The sequence below is a fragment of the Mesorhizobium sp. M1409 genome, assembly GCF_040317535.1.
Taxonomy (GTDB): domain Bacteria; phylum Pseudomonadota; class Alphaproteobacteria; order Rhizobiales; family Rhizobiaceae; genus Mesorhizobium.
The window spans coordinates 1-15,464 of the sequence record NZ_JAMYKV010000015.1; the positions used below are offsets into that span (position 1 = coordinate 1).

A 15,464-nucleotide genomic window follows, 5' to 3' on the forward strand; every position below is an offset into this window, starting at 1 on the left:
GCTCATGCTGTGCTGCTAACTACGCTCGTAAGGACGACCTTAAGAGCGCAGCCTCGCTACCATGCCATGCTCCCGCAAGGCGGCCCTCGCCGGAGGCGTACACTACGCCGACGCACCGACCAGGACAAGATTGGCCTGAACAAATCTTAGCCCCGTTTGCTGCAGAATCGAGCATCCATCGATCCTACAGGCGACACTGTATTGGCTATTCGGCTTGGGCAAAAGTCACGCCTCGATATCGATAAGTGCCCAGAGAAAGGCGGTAAAGGCGAACTGCAGACCAAGGGCGACGAGCGTGCATGACACCGTCAACATGCGCACCATGCTGTTGTAGGTAAGCGGGCCGAAATTGGCGGCCGCCCAGGTCCAGACTGCATAACCCAGACCGACGGAGCCGATGAGGATCAGCACTCCCGAGAACAACAGCATTCTCTCGAGCGACACCGCCGCTTTGATTCGAGCCACACGTGGGTTCACCGGCAGGAATCCGCGCTCCATCGCAAAAGATCGGGCGATCAATCCGAAGGACATGCACGAAGACCCGACCAGCATCGCCATGCAACCCACGATCAGACTGTGCGTGTCGATCGTAACGTTCGGAAGGATATGCACCGGGCCTTGCACAAGAATCCCCGCCAAGAGAGATCCGAACGCAAGGATGGCTGCGCCGGGGTAGATGAAAAGCCATTTGGGACTGTTCAGCAACAAGTAGCGCAGGTGACGCCAGCCGTCCCGCCATGTGCGCAAATGAGGCGGCCTAGACCGCCCGTCTGGAGAAAGTGTCGTCGGAACCTCCGTCACCCGTAGTCGCCTCAAGGAGGCGCGGACGATCATTTCACTGGCGAACTCCATGCCAGTCGCCTTCAGCCCGAGCTCTTGTATCGCGGTCCGACGGAAGCCGCGCAGGCCACAGTGGAAGTCACGGATACCAGAGGAGAAGAACAGCCGTCCCAGGAACGAGAGAACTGGATTTCCAAGGTAGCGGTGAAGAAAGGGCATGGCGCCGGGTTCGATGCCGCCCAGGAATCTGTTGCCCATGACAAGATCATAGCCCGCACGCAACTCGGCGACGAACAGGTCAAGCCGACTGAAGTCGTAGCTATCGTCGGAGTCACCCACGATTACAAAATCGCCAAGGGCATTGTTGATCCCGTGCAGAATCGCAGCGCCATACCCACGGGTCGGGACGTGAACCACTCGTGCTCCGTGCGACTCGGCGATCTGGATTGAGCCATCCGTGCTGCCGTTGTCAGCGATAAGGACTTCACCGACAATGGAGGCGCGATCGAGGAATTGCCTGGCCTTGTCGATGCAGATCGCGAGGGTCTCGGCCTCATTCAGGCATGGCATTAGGATCGTGAGTTCGATTCCGTTTTGCGACCCTGAATGGGAAAGGTTCGAAAGATGTTCTTTCATTCTCAAGCCTTACGAATTGTGGAAAATCCAGCCCGACGAGATGCAGATCTGATCGCGTTCGGGACGGCGACCTATGACCGGGTCGGTCGCTTTGCGACAGTTGCAACAAAGTGCAACCCACGGTCAAACAGATATGTGAACGGGGGTGGATATATACCGAGGCTTCTATTCGCTTTGACGGTCACTAGCCCCAAATTCCTGAAGGTGAGGCCCCAATCACCTGATGACAGATAATTATATGGCAGGCGCACATCGTGGCCGCGGTTTCCTACCCAGTCCATGAAGCGCAAGGTCTGGTTAGCCAAAAACCCGTCGCGCAAGTGGTCTTTGATCACTACACCTCGCCTTGCTACTCGTGCACATTCAGCGATTACGATCGAAGGATCGTCGGTATGATGAAGCACATCGACGATTGTAACCCAGTCAACTGAATTGTCCGGAAAGGGTATTGAAACGCCATCATAGATCGTCGCGGGGATGGCTACTGACGGTCGCAAGAACACGTCGATACCCTTGATTTGGACAGTGGGTTTGATCTCCATGATGGACTTTGCAAGCGTTCCATCACCACAGCCAACGTCCAGCACCGACCCCGCTTCCAAATGACTGGCGATGTGTCTGGCAAGCACTCTAATTCGTCTGCCGAAGACTGCCTTGGAGTGGACTGAGTTGAGGACTTCCTTGGCGACGGTCATACGATCTCACGATTTTGTGGGGAAAGCCCATCGGGCCAGAAGAATGTAGTTGGTAGCTGCGACCAAGCCCGTGACAATCATGAACAAGACGGCCGGCGGGACGTTCCCTGAAACGACAGCAGGTATGGCCGTTGCGAGTGCGAGACCCACAAACTGAATGGCCAGATATTTGGGCAGCGACGACGAATGGTCGGACTTCGACCTGAACGTCAGGTTGCGTTGACCCAGATAGGCAAAGGGTATGCATGCTCCATATACCAAAGGGCTTACGATCCAAGGGCGGTATCCCAGATGCACCAGGGCCGTACTGACAACAATATATCCAAGCGCTGAGCCCAGGCCAATGGCCCCAAACGCGCATAGGCGTCGTATCAGATCAGGTGCAGAGGTCATCGAGTTGGAGCGCTCTCGATTGCAGAGGGAAATGACATCGGCCTTTTGTTGAGGATTATAACCATCACTTGCACGAGGCTCAACACGGTAGCTGCGGAGACAAGAAGGCTCGTAAGACCGAATCGGGGGTAATAAATTGCTGGAAACGACGAAATGTCGATAAGTATCAGTATCACGCTGCGGGCAAAAATCCCCAAGATCAATGAAACAACAATGTAATTTACAGGATCGTGGAATCTTCGCTTGCCAATAATGAAGCTAGCGACGAACGCTACGCCGGCCACAGGTATGGCAAACTTCATCACATAAGCAGATGCGTAAATAATCTTTTTCCACAGACTATAGATGAGTATTCGCGTGGCGGACAAATGTATAGATCCATCCGGCGCTACCAACGGCGGGTCATTTAGTATCGACAAAGCCATAGCGTCATCGGAATGAGCCACACTTGGAGGGGGTTCAATCGCAAATGGCGCGGCATAGTCGATTATGCCTATGGTTCTGCTGACCCGATCCGGAACCAGTTCCCACTGCTCGCGGGTAATATGCGGGATTAAAGGTAATGAGTACGATGCACAGGCCAACTTGGCATTGCTGCATCCCGCTGAAACCTCGCGAGCTACGCTGTCGTAAAATTGGGCCGCAGTAACGGGCGATCGGTGATATCCGGCCCTGGCGGCGGCGTCGCGGAAGGCCCACATAAACCATCCACCAGCTATGTCCCCACATGTTGTCGGGAGCAGGTTACAGGTTGCGGCATTTGGTGGGCTCTCAAGATAGTTCCTTAAGCTCGCAAAGCTGGGACTAACTGCATATATCTGGGAGCGCGCTTCCTTTGGGACAGGCACATAAGCTCTGTTGTATGGTGCGCCGACGCGCTGCAATTGCCGCATGGCACTCTGAAAATCAGAGCTAGTCATCTCCAAGATTGTGGTCGACCCATACTTCGCGAGATTGATCGACGCGATGACGCCCGTACAGACTGCGGTCGACAACAGGATCACGGCAACATTTGCTGATGCTGGCCCCAGAATTTTTCGCCAACTAGGAGCGTTTGAGCGAATTGCCGGAGATACGGCAATCAGCAGCAAAGTGGGCACAATCCAAATTGCCTCCTCCCGCGTAATCCAAAATAGGAATAGAAGGCCACCGGCTACAAACGCTGTTCTTTTATTAAACGTAGAGCGATTGCATATAAATATGTTTATCCACAGCGATATCAATATAAGAGTTATCGACGAGTAGAAAAGCTCACGTGTTACACGGTCCTTATACAAATACATGCTTGGGCATGTCAGCATTGTGACTAGCGTAAAATAATAGACCCATCGCCGACTGTCGAAGATCGCGGACACGACGCGGGAGAAGAGTAGGCAGGCGAAGCCGTATAGTGCGACCTCAGTGATATTAATTGGGAATCCGGTGATGTTGTTTAAGGCAAGGAATATTGGGTATCCAGGTCCCTTGACGAGGGTCAGCTGATCATACGGTCCAAGCCAAGCACCTTGCGCAATGTTTTTGGCAAGCCTGATGAAAAGGCCGTCGTCATAGCCCTGATACATCAGAAGGGTGACAGGCATAGCGCCTGCCATAATCACGTATCCTGCGACGATAGCTAGCGTACCGATCGTATCTAAGCGACTGCGAAGCTCTGCCAATTCCTCACCCTACCGAACACCCTGAGGCCGTTCGCTCCTTGCTTTGTTAAGCGCTCGAAGTCAATACGATCTGAATTGAAGAGATTTTTTGGCGCAGTCATTTGCCAACTGAAACTCGGTGTTCCTGCAGCTGAAGATGCGTGACGGGTGGTATCATGGGCATGGGAACGCCCGGATTTCCGGATTTCCCGAATTGATATCAGACATATCTAAAAACTTCTAAGTATTCCATAATACATATACGTTCTACTGTGAAATTTCCGCACTTGGATATAGCAAATCCGGGACGCCACCGCGTGGCCTTATTCTTTCTAAGAAAAAGTACAAGAAAAAACAAGCTAAGGCGTGTCGCTCGCGCATCATCGCTCTAAAAATGTTCTGGGTAGCGACCCGCCACATCTGGCATATCCCGGTAAGTCGCGCTTGAGACGCCGTCTTAGAGCTCTCGGACGACGAGTGGCAAGAGTGGCTGTCAATGGTAAATTCCTATGGCTAGGAATAGGCTTTGATCGTTCCGGTTGCAGATTCTGGCTCTCGCAGCTAGAAGCGACCCGCGAGCGATCGGAGATCGAATGAACGTCGAGGTACTTAGAGGGCAGGCTGCAGAGACGGCTCGGGCGCGAATCGACTTGCCGGGGCTTTTGGCGATGCGTTGCTATGCCGCGCTGGCGATCATGCTTTTCCACCTGATTGCGCTGCCAAAGCTGCAGACACCGACCTATCTGTCTTTTATCCCAACGCATTTCGGTTTCGGGGTGCCGCTATTCTACATCGTCAGTGCGTTCGGTTTGTTCGTTGGCTACGCCGGCCGGATTGGATCGCGATCCGAATTGCGCGAATTCTATCTCAGGCGCTTTTTTCGTATCGCACCGCTGTTTTATTTCATGATAGTTTTTTTCTATTTCCTTTTCCTGATGCTTGGGGGAAGCCCGTTCCCGTTGTCCCAAGTTATCAGTTCGGTGCTGTTCGTCTTCAATTTCATTCCACAGCATGTCAGCGGCATCGTTATGGCCTCATGGTCGATCGGCGTCGAAATGGCGTTCTATGCCATCCTGCCGCTGCTGGTTTTCGCCATCACCGGGCTTGCACGATCACTGGTGCTTTTTGCCATTACAGTTTTTTTGGCGGCAAACTGGGCTTTGGCATTCCAGGCAACGGAAGGGGCATTGGCGCTCTTCGGACAACTCTCTCTGATGGCCCACCTTTGCTACTTCGCCGCAGGGATAGCGGGCTATTTTGTATGGCTGCGGCTTTGTCGCACGTCGCCTAAGATCGGCCGAATAATCTTCGCCGCCAGCTTTGTGACGATCATTAGCCTGATCTGTTTTGCGAACCAGATCGCAATATTCCTCGGGACAATCCTTGGGCCAAGCGGCAGTTCCGGCGTCAAAGCCGTCTGGGCAGTGACGTTGGCGGGCGCGGTCGTGGGAGTTTCCCTGTATCCGCAAAAGTGGTTCGTGAACCCGGTCGCGAAGCTGCTCGGTAACGCCAGTTTCAGTGTCTACCTCTGGCATCCGATCGTCATCGTCATGCTGGATCGCTTGGGTCTGTACCGTGCAATCTACGCATCTTTCGGTGGCGCATCCCTGCCGTTCCTTGCCTCAGTGATAGCGACCCTTGCGGTGTTGATACCATTATCGTTATTGAGCTATCGGTATATCGAGCGGCCCGGCATGGCATTGGGGACTCGCTTCAGCCGTCCCCGGTCAGCTTAATGGACCCTTTCTTTTCAAGTACTGCCGGAAATCGGCGACGGAACAGTGCCCGTGCTTTTGACGTCCCGTCTGGCTAGTATTTGTGGGGATTCTTTTGACTGTAGATTGGTTGACCATCATCCGGCGGACGTTACGCGGTCACGCAACCTCAAATACCGCCAGAAAGAGCAAGAATATTCACATGTTTTCCTTAGCCATCCCACACCTGAAAGCTGCGGAACGTTCGGTTGCTGACGGAGGCACCGTTGAAGAGGCTCTCGTTTTCCTACGCCGAATGAGCCTGGACGACTTCGGCCTCTTTATGATTTCCTTGCCGAACAAGGACTATCCCAGCTTGTCACGTCTTCTGCCTGCGATGGCGAGCGACGAAGTCCAGAAGACCTGGACTGGGTCATCCGGTCTCGATCTGTACCGGCAAACCGCGTCGTTTGCCCGCCAACTTGAAAACAATTACACCCGACATACGAAAAAGACGCTGGCGGGCTCTGATATCCTCGACTTTGGGTGCGGCTACGGGCGCATCTTGCGCATGATGTACTACTACAGCGATCCATCCAGGATATGGGGAGTCGACGCTTGGGACAAATCTCTCAATCTGTGTCGAGAGGCAAGATTGCCTGGTAAGTTTGCATTATCGGAGCGGATGCCTTCTGATCTACCAGTCGATGATCAAAAATTCGATTTGATCTTTGCCTTCTCGGTCTTCACACATCTTGCGCCGTCAACCGCGAAAGCCTGCCTCGCGGCAGTTCGTAAACACGTCAAGCCTGGCGGGCTGTTCGTGGCCACCATTCGGCCTATCGAATTTTGGCCGTTCATCGATGGGATGCGAAAGACTTCCATCGCCCCACAAATGCAGTCGAACCACCGCCTCAACGGATTTGCCTATCTTCCTCATAATGGCGTCGAAGGTGAAACATATGGCGACATCTCGTGCGAGATAGACTTTTTGGGTGGAGACGGTTGGAAAATCGTAGGACATGATCGATCGATACTCGACCCGTTCCAAGTGTCGGTGCTGATGCAGCCGGATTTTTAGTCGATGGTGGGGGTTGCCGCGATGACGGAATCGCGGTTTACCAAGCCATGCGGGTCATTCTCCATATCGGCGTCCACAAGACGGGGACGAGTGCGTTGCAGTCGTTTCTGCACCAGAACGCCGCACTGCTCTCAGAACGCGGCGTCTTTTACAAACCGACCAGCACCGACTGGCCGAACCACAATCCGTTGGCAGCAGCGTTCCTGCCCGATTCAGAGGACTACGGTCCCGACCGACTGGCGAAAACGCTGGAAGAGGCAGGAGAACGGACGCTACTGATAAGCTCGGAAATGCTGTGTGACCACAACATCGATCTTGATCTGTTTCTGTCGTTGCTCGAGGGCCACGACGTTCGCACAATTGCCTATATCCGCCATCCCAGTGATATCATCATTTCGGCCTTTAACGAGGTGGTCAGACACTACGACAGGCACTGGACGCGGCCCTTAAATGAAAGGCCGTTCGCCTACGACCCATCTCAGATCGACATCCTCCGGCGCTGGCTGAAAGCACCCAATCTCACGCTGGCCCCGTACGATCGCGCCCAGTGGGTAGGCGGTTCAATCTTTTCCGATTTTCTGGCCATGATCGGCGTCGCAGGCGACGGCTTCGACTACAGCCAGACTGATGGCAATGAATCACTGCCATACTCGTTGGTCGAAGCGCTCCGGCTTGTGAACACCGCCAATCCTTCCGCTGATCAACACCGCGCCCTCGTCGAAACTCTGCGGACAATCAAAAGCGAGCCGGGAGAATATCCCCTGACGCCAAAGAACGTCGCGATCTGTATTGAACAGATGCGCCGAACATTGCCCTACTATCGCCCGCATTTTCGCCCCGGGTTCCAAGAGGCATTCCTTCTTGAGCCCCGACCTGCGCGTGGCGCGCCATACGGCAGAGGCGCAAAGATTCGTGCCAAGTTCGCAAGAGCGGTCAGATCTCTTGCGCAGCGGGCTGCCCGAGTGTTCCAGCGCTCGGCTGATGTCCAGTAAGGCAGCTTCTTTGGATCTTCCGGCCGACATAGGAAGCCCACGTCATTGAAATTTAGGCCAGCCTTTGCCCGCTGTCGCGAACTCGCTCCGCTTGACTGTGGCTCTGTCGCCAGCGGTATGTGAGAGCGACACCTTCATCAAGCGTATGAACCGGGCGCCAACCGAGTTCACGTTCGATCTTGCTGACGTCGAGAACGTTTCGTCGGACATCTACGCCGCGTGCCGGAGCGTAGACAAGCTCCGCCGGAACCCGAAGAACGGCGGATATTTTCGTGGCCAACTCGATCACACTTGTGCCTACGCCGGAACCGACATTGTAGATTTCGCCAGCTCTTCCGCCTAGGCCCAGCAATATCAGCGCCTCCGTGACGTCGTCGATATAAACATAGTCGCGGACATTCTCGCCGTCACCCCATATGGTCACGGGCGCTCCATCGGCAATCCTGTCGAATAGAGCTGCAATCAACCCTTGCCCCTTCGCCGCCGACTGGTACGGACCAAAGGGATTCGAAATCCGGGCTACCACACTGTCGACGCCATGCAGGGTTCGATAGAGACTGTAGTATCGTTCGATTGCGAGCTTGACCGTGCCGTAGGATGATATCGGGACGTTCGGGTGTTCCTCGGATATTTGCAACGCGTCGGTCTGACCGTAGACCGTGCCGCCCGACGAAGAAAAAACCCATCGGCAATCAGCGTTCTTGGTCGCCTCCAGCAATCCGACAGTACCAATCAGATTGGCCTCGATCTCGGCTACTGCGCTGTCGGTTGCCGCCGTGGGCCGCGCGGAACTGGCCAAGTGGAAGACCATGGAGCCCTCCATTGCTGCGAGGAGTTGGCGTGGGGGAGTGGCTAAATTACCAAGAATAACGCTGCTCCCAGCGGGCCAGTGCTCGGACGCATGGCGGGCAAAGCAAACAAGCTCAATGCCTCGCTCTGCTATGGCGCGCGCCAGATTGACCCCGATAAAACCGGAGGCTCCAAGGATTACCGCCTTCCTGCCCTCATTAGCGCTCCGCGGGCGCTCCTGCGTCATGCCGCGTCCGAACCTTTGATACCGAGATGGGTGCGAACGTGCTTTAACCAGGCATCAGCCTTGCGGCGCGTTTCAGCGGAGACCGACACAAGTGAGCGTGCAACCTCCTGCGCTCGCCGAACCTCGGCGAGATGTGCCTCTGCCATTCCGGACTGTGTCACGCTCTGCGCGTGACGTCTGTGCCAGTTGAGCCGCTTCGGGCTGAACCGCACCTTTCCCTGCAGCAATACTCTGAGATAGAGGAGCCAATCTCCTGCTATGCGATAGCTGAACAACTCATCGCCGATCTCGGAGATCGCCTTGCTGATCGCAGCGCGACGGAAGACAACGGCACTGACGTTCGGTATCGTGTTCTTGATGCTCATCGCCTCGCCGATCTCGGTCTGGCCATCCTTGGTATAATCGGACAACCAATCATCGGAGATGTCACGGGTATAGTCGATATAGTCGTCCGCCAGCACATGGCCTTTGCCGTCCATTTGCCGAGATTGGCTATACGCCAGCACAAGGGACGGATCAGCGAAGGAGGATACAAGCTCTTCGAGAAAGGCGGGTTCGGCGAAATCATCTGCTTCCGCAATCCAGACCAGATCGCCACGGCAACGGGCGACGCCCTTCGCCCACTGACGAAAGACCGATCCCGAGTTCTGGCTGTTGATGGACAGTTCCGTGTCCAACTCGCTATGCTCGGCGCGGAAAGTGTTGATCGTTTCGACGCTTCGATCCGTCGAGGCGTCGTCCAGCACGATAAGTTCATAGACCGGATAACTTTGGCCCGCGATACTCCTTAATCGCTGCAGCAGGTGGTCCGCGTAATTGTAATTCGGAACGATTACAGACACGCGTTGGAGGCCTGTTGCGTAATGTAGAAGATCCATCAGATATTGCCGCATTGATCCGACAGCAGAGAAGCTCTTTTGGCGAGGGCCATCCAAAATTTCTCTTACCTGAACGGCAAAATCTTCAACGTCGAGCTTCTTCGCGAGCCTTCCTCCATTATCAAGGACGAAATCGGCCGCGCCGGTTGCTTCCTGAAAGGCCACGACCGGAACACCGACCTCCGCGGACTCTAGAACGACATTCGGAAACGGATCCTCGCGCGACGTCAATGCATAGACAGACGCCCCGGCATAATATGCCATCGGGTCTTGGACAAACCCGACGAACTTGACGCTATCCGTCAAATTCTTCTGCGTGAGAAGCGCTGCAATCGTCTCCTGCATCCCCTGATCGAAATGACCAATCCAGATGAACGCTGTGCCGGGATGCGAACTGAGAACTTTTTCTGCCACGTCGATGAAAAGGTCCGGCCCCTTTCGGTGATCCACAAAGGCTACGGCAAGAACATAGCGGGTGTCGGGCGCAAAACCATGCTGATCACAGACAAGACGACGTGCTTCCTCGGGTTGGCCTTTGAACGGGTTTTTCCGCACGAGGCCCTGAGGACGAATCAATGCTTGCCTGAGCGGTTCGCCGAGGAAGTTCTCAAACCCAGATTGAACGATTGGCGCCGCGAAAACGATTTTGTCGGAGTGTTCGGCGATGGCGGCGGCGTGTCTCTTCAGACCATAGGCCTCCAAAACCCCCGGCAGTTCGTGAACCAGCGAGACCGCACGGAAGCCAGCTTCCTTCAGGATGGGAACAATCGGGCCAGATACCGTGGTATTTACGATAGCGACCTGAGCACCGGCGTTGCGTATCGCCTCCACCTTTCGGCGCACCGATTCCATCGACTCGCTGTCGAGAGCTACGCGATGCAGCGACGCAACTTCGCCAAAGCGTGACAACATGGGCCCATCGCCAAGGACGATCATGTCTACATCGTACTGCAGTTCCCCAAATTCGCGAGCCATCGCGAGGGCCAGCCATTGTGCCCCATGCGGATGGGCGTCGTGGGAAACGATTACTATCCGGGGTTTGGATTTCCTGTTAGCCGCCTCCAAAGCGTCGCGGGTCGCTTGCAGGTAGGCGTGGCCGTTTGCACTATCGGGCTCCAGATGGGCGCCTTCCGCCCACTCGTTCCAAGCATTGACGAAAACCAGCCGCTCGGATGGCTCCTCGACATGGACCCGCGTGTCTTCGATGGCATTATCCAGCCACCTGCGGTAGAGCGCAGGGGTATTGTTGATAAACACAGTGCCGCCGCGCTTGCGGCGTGCCGTATTGTCCCAGCCCGGGCAAACCGAACGGAAGAGCTTGTATTTGCGGGGCGGGTAGTTCTCGCTGCGTTGCGGCAAAGCCGACCAGTCATAGACAGTCGTGGCGAAATCCTCATCCAGCGGCGTCACTGTATGCGTGACATTTGGCGGGGCGGAATTGTTTGGCGGAAATTCCACAGCGGCATCGAACCCGTAGCGGTTGGGGGGCACAGATTCGAAGGACTGGGTGTAAGCCAGGAAAATCTCGCCAATGCCGTTCTCCCGGCACCATGTCCGCCAGCGCCGCGCTGTCTCGGCCGCCGCCGGCAGTAGACTTGGGCGATAGACGAGCAGCAGCGGCTTGCCATCGACGCGGATGTAGCGAGGGTCGCGAAGATAAGGCGCGACCTCGGCGATAAAGGCGAGATCGTCCTGGGGGGAGTGGTCCTGGGCGATGAGTATCTCGTGGTCCATCCCGTCCCAGCGGCGCGACCAGTTCTCGTTGGCCCAGCAGAGGCACAACGGCATGTCGAGGCTCTTGTCCTCAAGCCAGTTTTCGAGTGGCTTTTCCAAGAGCCGCTTGCCGCCGAACCAATAAAAATAGAAGCAGAAGCCTTCCACGCCATAGAGCCTTGCCAGTTCGGCCTGGCGGTGCAGGACGGCGGCATCGCGCAAGTCATAGTAGCCAAGCGCATCCGGCATATGCGGCTGGTGGTGGCCGACAAATTGCGGCTTAGCGGGCCTGACATTGGTCCATTCGGTGAAGCCCTGCCCCCACCATTCATCGTTTTCGGGGATCGTGTGGAATTGCGGCAGGTAGAACGCGATGATGCGCACTGGCTTTTGGAGCAGCGGCAGCGCCTCGAGAAGCGGCACATAGACGGGTTCGGGGGCAAAGATCGGGCCAGAGCTGACCAGCGCCCCGTGCAACGCCATCCCGTTGTCGCCTCCGGGCGCGTCGGGCGCCTCCATGTTTCTCCAGGCGCGGTAGGCATTCGTAACGCCAAACAGCGAAGGGAACGTCGAAAACACCGCTCTCTTCATCTTCCGCTTGACGTCGATAGGCAGCGGCAGATTGTGCCAGCAGGTGTAGGCGCCGCGAGCCACCAAGCGGCGAGCCATCATGGGTGTATGGCCGATCGCGCGGACGCGGTTCCCAATCCCGCGCAAAGGCTTGGTCAGTCGCCAGGACGTGCTGGCATAGACGGCATCGAGAACACCATGCAACCGGGTTTCCTCAGAGCGCGCATTGTCGCGATCTCCAAGCAGCGTGCTCGTCGCCACGTGTGCAACGGACAGTTTTTCTTGCAAGAGTTCGATCTCTTCGTCTCTCGCGATGACCTGTGCCGTTGTCCTTGCGATCTCGTCTTTGTAGGTCCGGATCTGCTCGCGCATTTCGACGATCTCACCGGAAAAAGCCTCGATACGTGCTTCCTGGCGCACCACCAACGTCCGGTTGGTTTCAATTTCCTCTTCCATGGTCCTCGACGTCAACGACCATGGATTTCCAGTTTGATCAGTCGCGTCGCTCTCCGTGCCGTCGAGAGGAACCACGCTCCCGTCGGCGAGCGCAGCCCGGCCCTGCACGCTGCGCGCGCCCAGGAGATTTTCCGGAATCGGCCGCTTCGTTACAACGCAAAGCGAGTTCAAGAACTCGACGGAATGAACCGACGCGAGAGAAGCTTCATCGAATGCGGCTTGGTGCCTGTCCGCGAAAGTGGCCAGGGCATCGACCCGACGACGATCCAGTCCCCAATGCTCATGGTTAACCACATCAAGCAGGCGCTTGAAGAACGATATCGAGGAAAGAGGATCATAGAGACCGCCCTCGAATTCCTGCCAGTAACTGCAATGCAGATCTTCGGCTATGTACATCCCCCCTTCAGAAAGATGGGGGAAATATCGCGCGAACGAGCAGATTATATCCGATGACAAATGCGATCCGTCATCAATTATAATATCATATTTTTCCGACCTCGCAACGATATCGCGCTCTACTTCATGGGTATTGGCGTTACCTACCGAGATTTCAATCTTCTTGTCATCGAAAACCAGGTTGCAGCAGGCCAGATTGATGTCGCAGCCAACAATAATTTCCGCGTTCGGAAAATATTTTTGCCATATCTCCAGGGAGCCGCCGTTCTGAACGCCAATTTCCAGAATCCGAACCGGCTTGTTTCGATACTCTGAAAAAATATAGTCATATGTGCTGAGATAGATTGACCATTTATCCGACACTTTGCCACGATGCGCGTTGTACAGGTCACGAAGTGAACCGTCGTGTTTTCCAGGCCGCCCGACTTTCGCCTTGGCGCGCGCCTTCGGCGCCACTTCGCCAGCGGGTATCCCATCGCGCAGGTTTTTGGGTGACGGATGCTTGCTCATGCGGTTAATGCCTGTTTCGTCCCACCGATGAGAAGCCGATGCACCACCATCTCCGTCGATTGCCGCCAGTCCGGCGCGTGCCAGCCGAAGACGGCCGCGAATTTCGCGCTCGACAGCCGCGAATTGGCGGGGCGCTGTGCTTTGGTCGGATAGTCCCTCGTGGCAATGTCCCGTACCCGCGCCCAAGGACCACCAGACACGCGGCTTGTGTCCAGGATATGGCGGGCAAAGCCGCTCCAGTTGGCCTCGCCGGTTCCGGCCAGATGATAAATGCCGAACGCCCCGAAGCTCTTGTTGCCATGCAGCTGTGCTGCCGCATGCAGGATTGCGTCGGCGATATCAAGTGCGCTGGTGGGATTTCCCCACTGATCGGCCACCACGGCGATCTCGTCGCGGTCGGCGGCAAGTCGCAGCATGGTCTTGACGAAATTCCCGCCGAACGGACTGTAGACCCATGCCGTGCGCAGGATCAGATGATGCGGATTGGCTAATGCCACCGCCTGCTCGCCGGCAAGCTTGGAGGCGCCATAGACGCTGGCTGGCGCGGTCGCGTCAGTCTCGACATAGGCACTGTCCTTCGAACCGTCGAAGACATAGTCGGTCGAAAGATGGATGACGGGAACGCCCAGCCGCCTTGCCGCTTCCGCCACCTTGCCGGCGCCGACGGCGTTCACCGCGAATGCCAGATCGGGCTCATCCTCGGCCTGACCCACCGCCGTGTAGGCGGCGGCCGACACGACGATGTCGGGCTTCGCGGCCGCGATGGCTTCGATCACCATGTCGGGTCTTGCCAAATCGAGTTCCGGCCGGCCAATGGCGATGACCTCCACGCCGGCGCGCCCCTGGCCGGCCTCCAGAAGGCTTGCCGCGACCTGGCCCTCGCGTCCGGTGACAACGAGCCTCACGCTACCCCCTCGCGGGCCTCACCCAACCGTTCACCGGCGTAGCGTTGTTCGCGGATCGGCCCCCACCACCATTTGTTGTCGAGAAACCAATCCACGGTTCTCGCCAGGCCGCTGTCGAAATCCTCCTTCGGCGTCCAGCCCAGGTCCCGGCTTATTTTCGAAGCGTCGATGGCATAGCGGCGGTCATGGCCGGGACGGTCGGTGACGAAGGAGATCAGGTCGCGATAGCTCTTGCCACCGGCCCGGGGACGCCTGACGTCGAGCAAATCGCAGATCGTCTCGACGACGCCCAGATTGGTCCGCTCGGAATTGCCGCCGACATTATAGCTCTCGCCCGGCTGCCCTTTCGTGGCGACAAGTTCCAGAGCCCGCGCGTGATCCTCGACGAACAGCCAGTCGCGCACATTGGCGCCGGCGCCATAGACCGGTAGCGGCTTTTCATCGAGCGCATTGAGGATGACCAGCGGGATCAGCTTTTCGGGAAAATGATAGGGTCCATAATTGTTCGAGCAGTTGGAAAGCACGACCGGCAGGCCATAGGTTTCGTGCCACGCCCGCACCAGATGGTCCGAGGCCGCCTTCGAGGCGGAATAGGGCGAGGACGGCGCGTAGGGCGTTTCCTCTACGAACATGCCGCCATCGAAAGGAAGATCGCCGAAAACCTCGTCGGTCGAGACATGATGGAAGCGGAAGCGGCTCTTCCTGTCCTCGGACAGGCCACGCCAGTATTCCAGCGCCGAATTGAGGATCTTGTAGGTGCCGACGATGTTGGTCTCGATAAACGTACCTGGCCCATCGATCGAGCGGTCGACATGGCTCTCGGCGGCGAGGTTCATGACGATGTCGATATCGCCCTGACGGAGGATGTCGAGCACCGCCTTGTCGTCACAGATATCAGCATGCGCAAAGCGGTAATTGTGTGCGTTCTCGATCGGCCGCAGCGAGGCCAGGTTTCCCGCATAGGTAAGCTTATCGAGATTGGTCACGCGATAGGACGGGTTGGCGCACAGATGCCGGCACACCGCCGAGCCGATGAAGCCAGCACCGCCCGTCACCAGAAAATTCATGCCGCTGTCCTCATCCTTTGGCAAT

At 56.4% G+C, this 15,464-nt stretch carries 11 protein-coding genes; 3 read left to right on the plus strand and 8 right to left on the minus strand.

What is annotated here, in order from left to right; genetic code table 11:
• Nucleotides 1-225: 225 nt before the first annotated feature.
• The 4 genes from NKG99_RS14300 to NKG99_RS14315 form a co-directional block, all read right to left on the minus strand.
• Nucleotides 226-1,416, minus strand: a complete 1,191-nt coding sequence (locus NKG99_RS14300) for a glycosyltransferase family 2 protein (RefSeq protein WP_352868571.1) — start codon at nucleotides 1,414-1,416, stop codon at nucleotides 226-228.
• A 71-nt stretch (nucleotides 1,417-1,487) separates the two neighbouring features.
• A complete protein-coding gene (locus tag NKG99_RS14305; RefSeq protein ID WP_352868573.1) occupies nucleotides 1,488-2,111 on the minus strand; it encodes a class I SAM-dependent methyltransferase in 624 nt (207 codons plus the stop codon).
• A 6-nt stretch (nucleotides 2,112-2,117) separates the two neighbouring features.
• Nucleotides 2,118-2,504: a GtrA family protein gene (locus NKG99_RS14310; RefSeq protein WP_352868576.1), complete on the minus strand. Its 387-nt coding sequence runs from the start codon at nucleotides 2,502-2,504 to the stop codon at nucleotides 2,118-2,120.
• Nucleotides 2,501-4,162, minus strand: coding sequence for a hypothetical protein (locus tag NKG99_RS14315; protein ID WP_352868578.1), 1,662 nt, complete (start codon nucleotides 4,160-4,162; stop codon nucleotides 2,501-2,503). The genes NKG99_RS14310 and NKG99_RS14315 overlap by 4 nt, the downstream gene beginning before the upstream one ends.
• A gap of 572 nt (nucleotides 4,163-4,734) precedes the next feature.
• Here NKG99_RS14315 and NKG99_RS14320 point away from each other — a divergent pair.
• From NKG99_RS14320 to NKG99_RS14330, 3 genes are all read left to right on the plus strand, one after another.
• On the plus strand, nucleotides 4,735-5,877 hold the full coding sequence (locus NKG99_RS14320; protein WP_352868581.1) for an acyltransferase family protein: 1,143 nt from the start codon (nucleotides 4,735-4,737) through the stop codon (nucleotides 5,875-5,877).
• A gap of 181 nt (nucleotides 5,878-6,058) precedes the next feature.
• The gene (locus NKG99_RS14325) at nucleotides 6,059-6,916 is read left to right on the plus strand and encodes a class I SAM-dependent methyltransferase (RefSeq protein WP_352868584.1); all 858 of its coding nucleotides are present in this window, start codon (nucleotides 6,059-6,061) and stop codon (nucleotides 6,914-6,916) included.
• Between the two features lie 47 nt (nucleotides 6,917-6,963).
• Nucleotides 6,964-7,908 carry a hypothetical protein gene (locus NKG99_RS14330; protein WP_352868587.1) on the plus strand — a complete coding sequence of 315 codons (945 nt, stop codon included), beginning with the start codon at nucleotides 6,964-6,966 and terminating at the stop codon, nucleotides 7,906-7,908.
• A 52-nt stretch (nucleotides 7,909-7,960) separates the two neighbouring features.
• Here the strand turns inward: NKG99_RS14330 and NKG99_RS14335 are convergent, their stop codons facing one another.
• Genes NKG99_RS14335 through rfbB form a run of 4 tightly spaced genes read right to left on the minus strand, consistent with a single transcriptional unit; the run spans nucleotide 7,961 to nucleotide 15,439 of the window.
• A complete protein-coding gene (locus NKG99_RS14335) occupies nucleotides 7,961-8,944 on the minus strand; it encodes an NAD-dependent epimerase/dehydratase family protein (RefSeq protein WP_352868590.1) in 984 nt (327 codons plus the stop codon).
• On the minus strand, nucleotides 8,941-13,467 hold the full coding sequence (locus tag NKG99_RS14340; protein WP_352868592.1) for a glycoside hydrolase family 99-like domain-containing protein: 4,527 nt from the start codon (nucleotides 13,465-13,467) through the stop codon (nucleotides 8,941-8,943). Before NKG99_RS14340 ends, NKG99_RS14335 begins: the two co-directional genes overlap by 4 nt.
• A complete protein-coding gene (gene rfbD, locus NKG99_RS14345; RefSeq protein ID WP_352868595.1) occupies nucleotides 13,464-14,372 on the minus strand; it encodes a dTDP-4-dehydrorhamnose reductase in 909 nt (302 codons plus the stop codon). The genes NKG99_RS14340 and rfbD overlap by 4 nt, the downstream gene beginning before the upstream one ends.
• Nucleotides 14,369-15,439, minus strand: a complete 1,071-nt coding sequence (gene rfbB / locus NKG99_RS14350; RefSeq protein WP_352868597.1) for a dTDP-glucose 4,6-dehydratase — start codon at nucleotides 15,437-15,439, stop codon at nucleotides 14,369-14,371. The genes rfbD and rfbB overlap by 4 nt, the downstream gene beginning before the upstream one ends.
• Nucleotides 15,440-15,464 lie beyond the last annotated feature (25 nt).

Excerpts from the sequence above, each read along its gene's own strand:
- NKG99_RS14300 (WP_352868571.1), bottom strand. The coding sequence starts at position 1,416 with ATGAAAGAACATCTTTCGAACCTTTCCCATTCAGGGTCGCAAAACGGA.
- NKG99_RS14305 (WP_352868573.1), bottom strand. The coding sequence starts at position 2,111 with ATGACCGTCGCCAAGGAAGTCCTCAACTCAGTCCACTCCAAGGCAGTC.
- NKG99_RS14310 (WP_352868576.1), bottom strand. The coding sequence starts at position 2,504 with ATGACCTCTGCACCTGATCTGATACGACGCCTATGCGCGTTTGGGGCC.
- NKG99_RS14320 (WP_352868581.1), top strand. The coding sequence starts at position 4,735 with ATGAACGTCGAGGTACTTAGAGGGCAGGCTGCAGAGACGGCTCGGGCG.
- NKG99_RS14325 (WP_352868584.1), top strand. The coding sequence starts at position 6,059 with ATGTTTTCCTTAGCCATCCCACACCTGAAAGCTGCGGAACGTTCGGTT.
- NKG99_RS14330 (WP_352868587.1), top strand. The coding sequence starts at position 6,964 with ATGCGGGTCATTCTCCATATCGGCGTCCACAAGACGGGGACGAGTGCG.
- NKG99_RS14335 (WP_352868590.1), bottom strand. The coding sequence starts at position 8,944 with ATGACGCAGGAGCGCCCGCGGAGCGCTAATGAGGGCAGGAAGGCGGTA.
- NKG99_RS14340 (WP_352868592.1), bottom strand. The coding sequence starts at position 13,467 with ATGAGCAAGCATCCGTCACCCAAAAACCTGCGCGATGGGATACCCGCT.
- rfbB (WP_352868597.1), bottom strand. The coding sequence starts at position 15,439 with ATGAATTTTCTGGTGACGGGCGGTGCTGGCTTCATCGGCTCGGCGGTG.